The sequence below is a fragment of the Paraclostridium benzoelyticum genome (genome assembly GCF_001006285.1).
GTDB classification, from domain to species: domain Bacteria; phylum Bacillota; class Clostridia; order Peptostreptococcales; family Peptostreptococcaceae; genus Paraclostridium; species Paraclostridium benzoelyticum.
Genome location: NZ_LBBT01000357.1, coordinates 18,318 through 28,364 on the forward strand (window position 1 = coordinate 18,318; position 10,047 = coordinate 28,364).

The following is a 10,047-nucleotide window of genomic DNA, read 5'->3' on the forward strand; positions in this document are numbered from 1 at the left end:
AATGTTACAAAGTCACAGAAAAAAATATCAAATAATTATATTATGTATTCATAAGATAAATTTAATTTAACTAGGAGGAGAAATATGGTTAAAGAACTTTATAAAAAGTATGGATACTTAATCTTTTTAACTTTTTTAATACTATCATTATTTGATATGAGATTTGCTATTATAGCTATAATATGTATGGTTGCGCCAATTGCAGTTGCATTTTCAGGAAAAGGGCGCTATTGGTGTGGAAATTATTGTCCAAGAGGTAATTTCTATGAGAACGTACTATCTAGGTTTTCACCTAAAAAGAAAGTACCTAAATTTTTAAAAAGTAAATTATTTAGAGCATTTATGGTATTATTTATAATATTTAACTTCTCAATGGGATTATATAAAAATTGGGGAAACTTATATGGAATAGGGTTTGTATTTTACAAAATAATAGTAATAACATCTATAATAGGAATTATTTTAGGACTTTTCTATAATCAGAGAACATGGTGTAATTTTTGTCCAATGGGAACTTTATCAGCAGTTGTAGCAAAGATAAAAGGTAGAAAAGTAAACTTAGAAGTCAATAATAGCTGTGTAAGCTGTGGTCTATGCACAAAAGCATGTCCAATGGGAATTTCACCAAAGGAATATAAAGAAGGATTAGTAGAAGACTCTGACTGTATATTCTGTAAAAAGTGTGTTTATAAATGTCCAAAAGATTCTATTGAGATAAATCTTGATAGAAAAAACAAATAAAATATTTAAAAATAAGCATATAAACTTGAGATAAAGTTTTAATATGCTTATTTTTGTATATTTGTTTTTAAATATAAAAATATTGATTTAAATAGTCACATAAGATAAAATTATTAGTTGGAAATCTAAGAGAAAAGGAGTGATTATGATAAAAACAAATAGCATTACATTTAAGCTATTTTTATTGATATTTGTTTTGATTGTATTTATAACAGGAATTATTAGTGCCTGGGTTATAAATGACAGTAATAAGATTGTCCAAGAAGAAATACAAGTAATGAGATTACAAGTATTAGATGAGGTATCTAATAATATTTCAATATTGCTTTCAAATGTAGAAAGTATAGGGAATAATATTGTGGCAGATAACAAGTTAATAGACATATTATCTAATCCAAAAGATAAACATCAAGATGTCATAGTAAACAAAGAAAATTACGATTATGTAGAAGGTTTATTAATGGATCAAATTTTCAAATATGGAAAGTTTAATATGAAGCCAGAGCTATACATAGTTGGAGAAAACGGTTTGAGCTGTGGAACATACTCTAAAAATAAGTATAATTTAGATAATATTAAAAACCAAGAATGGTATGAAAAAATAGTAAAAGCAAATGGAAATACAGTTCTTATAAATACATATAGAGATGAAAATGGGATTGGACCATATAAGAATATATTAAAAATGGGTAGAGTTATAAAAGATTTTATAACTAATGAAACTTTAGGAGTTTTAATTATAGATATAAGTGAAACAATGCTATATGACAGGTATTCAGATCTTTTAGAAAAAGGAACATCAGTTTATATCGTTGACTCTACAGATAAGATAATTTCAAGTAAAGACAAAAGATTAATAGGAACAAAATATAAAACTAATAAAAACTCTCACAATATGAATTCAAGTAATATCGAAATTAAATCTAATATAGACTCCTATGGATGGAAAATCATTCAAGTTATACCTTCGAATATAATGTCGCAAGTATCTAATAAAATTGCTCAAAGGACACTTTATATAATCGCATTAATAAGCATTCCGGCGCTAATAATTACATATAAAATATCAGTTTGGATAACAAATCCTATTTTAAAGATAAAGGATAAGATGGAATATGTTATGAAAGGTAATTTAGAGGTAGAAGTAGAGGTTGATAGAGATGATGAGATAGGTCAACTTCAAAGCTCTTTTAACAGTATGGTAAAACGGTTACATGAGTCAATAGAAAATATTAAAAAATATGAAAAACAAAAAAGGGTAGCTGAACTAAGCTTTTTACAGGCTCAAATAAATCCTCATTTTTTATACAACACATTAAGTGGTATAAGATTTTTAGTTTCAATGAATAAAACAGAAGTAGCCGAAGAAATGCTTTATAGGTTTACAAAACTACTTAGAAGTATTTTACCTAGAGCAAGTGAAATGATTACATTGGAAGAGGAGTTAGAAAATATAAAAAATTATGTAGAGCTTCAAAAGATGAGATATCCTAATTGTTTTGATATAGAATATGAATTTGATGAAAATATAAAAGATTATAAAATACCATCATTTATACTTCAACCTATCGTAGAAAATGCAATACTATACAGTATGGAAAAGGAAAATAATAAAGGGTATATAAATATAAAAGGTTATAGTCTAAAGGATAGTATACGAATAATTATAGAAGACAATGGAATAGGAATGTCTAAAGATAAATTAGATCACGTTTTAAATAAAGAAGCTAGCATAAATAGTGTTGGAGTTATAAATGTACATGAAAGAATACAATTAAATTATGGACAAGACTATGGATTAAAGATAGATAGTTTAGAAGGTAAAGGAACTAAAATTACTTTTATACTGCCAAATTAGGAGGTAAATATGTTAGATATAATAGTAGTAGAAGATGAAGCACCTATAAGAGATTGGATAGCATATACTATTTCAAATATTTCCAATGAATTTAATGTTCTAGCAAGCGCATCAAATGGAAAAGAAGCATATGAATTAGCATTAAACCTAAACCCTAAAGTAATTATAAGTGACATAAAAATGCCAATAATGGGAGGTATAGAACTTACAAAAAAGATAAAAGAAGTTTTTCCAGATATTTATGTTATATTACTTACAAATTATGCCGAATTTTCTTATGCAAAAGAAGCTATAAGTTGTGGAGTGTATGAATACTTAGTAAAATCAGATATTAGGCCAAAAGAATTAAAAGAAATTTTAGATAAAGTAAATGAGTCTGAGAAAGAATTAGAAAAGAACAAGGCAAGTAGATTACAAAAAGAGAACACCTTAAGTGAAAGTAAGGATGGATATTCAAAAACTATAAAAAAATCAATTGATTATATACATAAAAACTATAAACAGCACATATCTCTTCAAGATATATCTAACTATGTATTCTTATCACATGAATATTTTTCAAGGTTATTTAAGGAAGAAGTTGGAGAAAACTTTAGTTCTTATTTAACTAACTATAGAATGAAAAAAGCGGAAAGTTTAATAAAGAATACCGATATGAAAATTTCTCAAATTGCAATAGAAGTTGGATATACAAATGCAAGTTATTTTTCAAGAAGTTATAAAAAGTTTAAAGGAATATCACCTGAGGATGATAGATAGTTAAAGAATAATGTATATCTATGTCAATATAGTGCAAAAAATGTCAATATATTTAGACATAGATATACAAACATATCAAAAAATTAAAACTTTATATCAATAGGGTTTATAGAGTGAAAACGTTTTATTTAATATAATATTATTAAAGCAGAAGGGAATAATTAATAAATGAAATTAAACTATAAAAAACTTGTTATATTAACTGGTTTACTATTAATTATGATAATTGCTTATAAACAAGAAAGCAAAGAAACTAAATCAGAGGTTAAAAGTAATGAAAATACAAAGATAGCAATTATCTTTAATGAAGCTGGTTTAGGAGATAAGGCTTTTAATGATTTATGCTATGATGGAATATTAAGAGCTCAAGAAGAATTAGGGATCGAGTTTGATTACACTCAATCAAAAAGCAAGAATGATTATGAAAAATTTGCTAGAGAGTATGCTAGTCTAAAAGACTACGATTTAATTATTTCTGTTGGAGGAGAGCAAGAAAGTGCTGTTGAAAAGGTTTCGAAAGAATTTCCAAATCAAAAATTTACTATAATTGATTCTAAATTAGAGCTATCGAACGTTAGTTCTATAAGCACGAAATGGGAACAACAAACATTTTTAAATGGAGTTATTGCAGGACTTGAGTTATCTGATAGTGAAAATAAGTCAGTTGGAATTATACTAGGAAAAGATTTAGAGTATTTAAATGAAGGTGCCATTGGATTTGAAGCTGGAGTTAAATATGTAAATCCTGATGTAAATGTTATGAAAGCTGTAGTAGGAGATTTTTCAGACCCTGCAAAAGCAAAAGAAATTGCACTTTCTATGTATAATAAAGGAGCTGTTTATATTCAACAATTAGCAGGAAAATCTGGAATAGGAGTTTTTTTAGCAGCAAAGCAAGTTAATAAGTATGCATTTGGAGTAGATGGAAATCAAAATTCTTTTGCTCCTGAACATATAGTATCAACTGCTACAAGATATGCAAATGACATTATATACCAAGAAGTAAAAAATATTAAAAATAATTCATGGAGTTCAGGCGTACACACGATTGGTCTTGGAGAAAATGTAATTGATTATACAAGAGAAGGATCAAGCGTTGAAATTAAAAAAAACACTATTAAAAATGTAGAATTAATTAAAAATGACATAATAAATAAAAACATAATAATACCTAAGAGCTCTGAACAATTGAATTCCTGGATTAAGTTAAACAACTATAAAATTAATAGATAAGGGGATATTAAAATGAGAGTATACGATATCATATCTAAAAAAAGAGATAAAAAGGAATTATCTAAAGAAGAAATAGAGTTTTTCATAGAAAAATATACTAATGGTGAAATACCAGATTATCAAGCATCAGCATTATTGATGGCAATATATTTAAATGGATTTACTAAAGAAGAAACAGCAAACCTTACTATGGCTATGGTTAACTCAGGGGATGTAGTAGATTTAAGTATGATAGATGGAATTAAATTAGATAAGCATAGTACTGGGGGAGTTGGAGACAAAACATCTTTAATTTTAGTTCCTATGGTATGTGCAGCTGGAGGGAAGGTTGCAAAACTATCAGGTAGAGGACTAGGACATACAGGTGGAACATTAGATAAATTAGAATCTATACCTGGATTTAACATATCAGTTGATGAAGATAAATTTAAAGACATGGTTAAAAATGCCGGATTAGTTATAGCTGGGCAAACTCAAAACTTAGTTCCAGCAGATAAAAAAATATATGCATTAAGAGATGTAACTGCAACTGTTGATAGTATACCTTTAATAGCTGCAAGTATAATGAGTAAAAAAATTGCTTCAGGGTCTGATGCTATATTATTAGATGTTAAGTATGGTGAGGGAGCATTTATGAAAACTGCAGAAGATGCAAAAGAACTTGCTACTGCTATGGTAAACATAGGAAATAGTTTAGGTAGAAAAACATCAGCAGCTATAACATTAAATGGAGAACCTCTAGGATATGCAATAGGAAATGCACTTGAACTAAAAGAAGTTATAGAAGTTTTAAAAGGCGAAGGACCTGAAGATTTAAGAGAATTATGCTTACAATTAGGGGCTCAAATGCTAAAAATAGGAGATATAGAACCAGACGTTAAAAAAGGAAGAGAAAAACTTGAAACAGTATTAAAAGATGGTTCAGCGCTTAACAAATTAAAAGAACTAGCAACTCTTCAAGGTGGAGATCAAAAAGTTATAGAGAATCCTCAATTATTTGAAATATCACCATTAGTACATCAAGTAAAGGCAACTAAAGAAGGATATATATACGATTTAAATGCAGAAAAAGTAGGAATAGCATCATTACTTACAGGTGCAGGAAGACACACTAAAGATGATGAATTAGACTACGGAGCAGGAATAATACTTAAAAAGAAAATGGGTGACTATGTAAAAGTAGGAGATGTTTTAGCAACTTTATACTCAAGTGATGAAGATAAGTTTGAAAAAGCTGAAGAACAATTACAAGAGGCTTATGATATAAGAAATGAAAAACCAGTAAAAAGCTTTATAATACATGAAATAATAGAATAATTAAATTCAATAAAAACAATAGACATAAGGAGAGTAACCATGGATAAAAAAATGATTTTAAGTACGGTAGATCATACTTTATTAAAGCAGACAGCTACTTGGGAGGATATTAAAATAATTTGTGAAGATGCAATGAAATATGACGTGGCATCTGTTTGTATTCCACCATCATTTGTAAAGCAAGCAAAAGAATTTGTAGGGGATAATATGAAAGTTTGTACAGTAATTGGATTCCCAAATGGATATAATACTACAGCTGTAAAGGTTTTTGAAACAAAGGATGCTATAAATAACGGAGCAGATGAGATTGATATGGTAATCAACTTAGGGATGTTAAAAGATAAAAAATTTGAAGAAATTACAAATGAAATAAAATCTATAAAAGAAGCTTGTAAAGATAAAGTATTAAAAGTAATTATCGAAACATGCCTTTTAAGTGAAGAGGAAAAAATACAAATGTGTAAGTGCGTAACTGAAGCTAAAGCTGATTTTATAAAAACTTCAACAGGATTTAGTACAGGAGGAGCTACATTAGAAGATATAGTTTTATTTAGAGAAAATATAGGTAATGATGTATTAATAAAAGCTGCAGGAGGAATAAAAGATTTAGAAACTGCCCAAAGATTTATAGACAATGGAGCTAAAAGGCTTGGAACAAGTTCTATAATAAAAATAATAAATAATGAAGAAGTAACAGGGTATTAAAAATTTACATAATAAGAAAACGTTTTAAAAATCAAACATAAATAGAAAAGTGAGGTATATATAATGAACAACTTATATGAAAAAATAACAGAAAGTGCAAATTATATAAAATCTAAAATAAATTCAAATCCAACTATAGGTCTTATACTAGGATCAGGGTTAGGTGTTTTAGGAGATGAAATAGAAAATCCTGTAATAATTAGTTATGATGAAATACCAAACTTTCCTGTTTCAACAGTTGAAGGACATAAAGGGCAACTTGTAATAGGTAAATTAGAAGGAAAAGATGTTGTAGCTATGCAAGGTAGATTCCATTTTTATGAAGGATATAAAATGCAAGAAACAACATTCCCTGTAAGGGTTATGAAAGCTCTTGGAGTTGAAACGGTATTTGTAACAAATGCTGCAGGAGGAGCTAATAAAGACTTTAATCCTGGAGATTTAATGATAATAAAAGATCATTTAAATCTAGGAGGAAACAATCCTTTAATAGGTAAAAATGATGATAGACTAGGCGTAAGGTTCCCAGATATGTCGACTGCATATACTCCAAAATATGTTGAATTAGCTAGAGAATGCGCAAAAAAATTAAATATTGATATAAAAGAAGGCGTGTATGCATTCTTCACTGGACCAACATATGAAACACCTGCTGAAGTAAGAATGGCTCAAATATTAGGAGCTGATGCAGTTGGAATGTCAACAGTACCAGAAGTAATAGTTGCATCTCATAGTAAATTAAATGTTATAGGAGTATCTTGTATAACTAACATGGCAGCAGGAATACTTGACCAACCTTTAAATCATGAGGAAGTAATAGAAACTACACAAAGAGTAAAAGAACAATTCTTAAGTCTAGTAAAAAGTATAGTTCATGAAATATAATTAACGTCAAATTAAAACCTAACATATAAATCTAATCAGATACTATTGAAATTTAAAAATATAAATAGTATCTGATTAAAATCACACCAATCAAAAAACTTATCATATAGAAAAACGAGGGCGAGAAAAATGGCAATAGTGTTAAATATAATAGGGATAGCTCTTTTATTAGGAGGTTTATATTTAGTATCTCCACATAAAAAAGATGTAAATAAAAAGATGATATTAAAAGCTTTAGGGATTCAAATAGTTTTAGCATTTCTACTATTAAAGTTTCCTTTAGGAAGAATGGCAATAGAAAAAATATCAGATTTTGTAACAAGAGTATTAAGTTATGGAGCACAAGGTCTTGGATTTGTGTTTGGACCTTTAGCAGATGCAGGAGCACCAACAGGAATGATATTTGGTATTCAAGTTTTAGGTAATATAATATTTATATCTGCACTTGTAGCAGCACTTTATTATATAGGACTTATAGGCTTTGTTGTTAAGCTTATAGGAGGAGCAATAGAAAAAGTACTAGGAACAAGTAAAGTGGAAAGCTTCGTAGCAGTTGCAAATATGTTTTTAGGGCAAACAGAGTCACCTATACTTGTAAGTAAATATTTATCTGGTATGACTGAAAGTGAGATAATGTTAGTTCTAATATCAGGAATGGGGAGTATGTCAGCTACTGTTCTTGGTGGATATGCAGGTCTTGGAATTCCGATGCAATACTTATTAATAGGAGGAGCTCTAGTTCCTTTAGGAAGTATAATAATATCTAAAATAATACTTCCAGAAAAAGTATATGAAGTTGAAACTGTAAGTAGTGAAACAATAGAGAATGGAAATGGAACAGACACTGTTGCTGTTGTAGAGTATGCTACAACTACAATAAATAGTGATGAGGTAACTATAGATAACAAAGGAAATAATAGTAATATAATGGAAGCTATATCTCAAGGTGCTACTGATGGAATGCATATGGCACTTGGAATTGGAGCATCATTAATAGCTATAATAGCTTTAGTTGCACTAGTTAATGGAGGACTTTCAATAGTAGGACTATCATTAGAAGGTATATTATCTTATGTATTTGCACCTATCGGATTTTTTATGGGAATACCAAAAGAAAGCATATTAACAGCAGGACAATTATTAGGAAGTAAATTAGCTTTAAATGAATTTGTTGCTTTTGGAGAATTAGGACAAATGTTAAACACTCTTGATTATAGAACTGGATTAATGATGGCGATATCTTTAACAGGTTTTGCAAATATATCTAGTATGGGAATTTGTATATCAGGTATATCAGTATTCTGTCCTGAAAAAAGAGGACAACTAGCAGAATTAGCATTTAGAGGTATGATAGGTGGATTCTGTGTAAGTGTTTTAAGTGCATTAATAGTAGGAGCAATAGTAGCTTTATAAAAATAAAAAGGAGACATAAAAATGAAAATATTTATAGATACAGCTAATATAAATGAAATAAAGGAAGCCAATACTTGGGGAATAATAGATGGAGTAACAACAAATCCATCTCTTATAGCTAAAGAAGGTAGAGATCTTCAAGAAGTTATAAATGAAATATGTAGTATAGTGGATGGACCTATAAGTGCAGAAGTAATAAGTTTAGAGTGTGATAAAATGGTTGAAGAAGCTATGGAATTAATTAAACTACATAAAAATATAGTTATTAAAATACCTATGTGTATAGAAGGATTAAAGGCAGTTAAGATATTAACTGAAAAAGGAATAAAAACAAATGTTACATTAATATTCTCATCACAACAAGCATTACTTGCAGCTAAAGCAGGGGCAACTTATGTAAGTCCATTTGTAGGAAGATTAGATGATATAGGGGCTATAGGCGTAGAACTTATAAGTGAAATAGCAAACATATTTGGAGTCCATAATATGCAAACAGAAATAATTTCTGCAAGTATAAGAAATCCAATACACGTATCAGAATGTGCTATGGCAGGATCTGATATAGCAACTATACCATTTAAAGTTTTAGAACAAATGGCTAAACATCCTTTAACAGATATAGGCATAGCTAAGTTTTTAAGTGACTATGAAAAACAAGGAAAATAATATGAAATTTTGTTTACAATGTTAAAAGACTCCTATATAGGAGTCTTTTTTAGATTTAATTTTAAATATAATCCATTGAATTATATTTAAAATTAAGTACATCCTAGTATATAAGCAAAATAAATGAAAGGATGTGTTTTAATGAGTAAAACAATAAACAACAATGCAAAACAAGCTTTAAATATGTTTAAAATGGAAATCGCTAATGAACTTGGATATAACTATAATATACTAAGTGGGAAAGTTGAAAGTAATGCACCTCAAAATACTATAGAAGGAATATCTAAAAATGTTCTTGCTGGAGAACAAGTTGGAGGAGCTATGACCAAATCATTAGTTTCTAAAGGTGAAGAAATTCTTATGAAAATGAATAAAGACAAGTAAGATAGTTAATAAAAATGCAATAGGTTAAAACTATTGCATTTTTGTATTTAATAAAATTACGTTTACTAAATTTTTTTATATACTTT

10 protein-coding genes are annotated in these 10,047 nt (G+C 28.4%); all 10 read left to right on the forward strand.

The annotated features are described in order from the left end of the window. Window positions 1-84: 84 nt before the first annotated feature. A complete protein-coding gene (locus VN21_RS17145; protein WP_046824336.1) occupies window positions 85-741 on the forward strand; it encodes a 4Fe-4S binding protein in 657 nt (218 codons plus the stop codon). 145 nt (window positions 742-886) lie between these two features. After that, on the forward strand, window positions 887-2,599 hold the full coding sequence (locus tag VN21_RS17150; RefSeq protein WP_084822255.1) for a cache domain-containing sensor histidine kinase: 1,713 nt from the start codon (window positions 887-889) through the stop codon (window positions 2,597-2,599). Between the two features lie 9 nt (window positions 2,600-2,608). Next, window positions 2,609-3,358, forward strand: coding sequence for a response regulator transcription factor (locus tag VN21_RS17155; RefSeq protein ID WP_046824337.1), 750 nt, complete (start codon window positions 2,609-2,611; stop codon window positions 3,356-3,358). Between the two features lie 168 nt (window positions 3,359-3,526). After that, window positions 3,527-4,591: a BMP family ABC transporter substrate-binding protein gene (locus VN21_RS17160; protein ID WP_046824338.1), complete on the forward strand. Its 1,065-nt coding sequence runs from the start codon at window positions 3,527-3,529 to the stop codon at window positions 4,589-4,591. A gap of 12 nt (window positions 4,592-4,603) precedes the next feature. After that, window positions 4,604-5,908: a pyrimidine-nucleoside phosphorylase gene (locus VN21_RS17165; RefSeq protein WP_046824339.1), complete on the forward strand. Its 1,305-nt coding sequence runs from the start codon at window positions 4,604-4,606 to the stop codon at window positions 5,906-5,908. A gap of 39 nt (window positions 5,909-5,947) precedes the next feature. Next, window positions 5,948-6,613, forward strand: a complete 666-nt coding sequence (gene deoC, locus VN21_RS17170) for a deoxyribose-phosphate aldolase (protein ID WP_046824340.1) — start codon at window positions 5,948-5,950, stop codon at window positions 6,611-6,613. Window positions 6,614-6,676: 63 nt separating this feature from the next. Further along, window positions 6,677-7,498 carry a purine-nucleoside phosphorylase gene (locus VN21_RS17175; protein ID WP_021433056.1) on the forward strand — a complete coding sequence of 274 codons (822 nt, stop codon included), beginning with the start codon at window positions 6,677-6,679 and terminating at the stop codon, window positions 7,496-7,498. Window positions 7,499-7,627: 129 nt separating this feature from the next. Next, window positions 7,628-8,911: a NupC/NupG family nucleoside CNT transporter gene (locus VN21_RS17180; RefSeq protein ID WP_046824341.1), complete on the forward strand. Its 1,284-nt coding sequence runs from the start codon at window positions 7,628-7,630 to the stop codon at window positions 8,909-8,911. A 21-nt stretch (window positions 8,912-8,932) separates the two neighbouring features. Then, the gene (fsa, locus tag VN21_RS17185) at window positions 8,933-9,577 is read left to right on the forward strand and encodes a fructose-6-phosphate aldolase (protein WP_046824342.1); all 645 of its coding nucleotides are present in this window, start codon (window positions 8,933-8,935) and stop codon (window positions 9,575-9,577) included. Between the two features lie 141 nt (window positions 9,578-9,718). Then, window positions 9,719-9,961: a small, acid-soluble spore protein, alpha/beta type gene (locus tag VN21_RS17190; RefSeq protein WP_046824343.1), complete on the forward strand. Its 243-nt coding sequence runs from the start codon at window positions 9,719-9,721 to the stop codon at window positions 9,959-9,961. Window positions 9,962-10,047 lie beyond the last annotated feature (86 nt).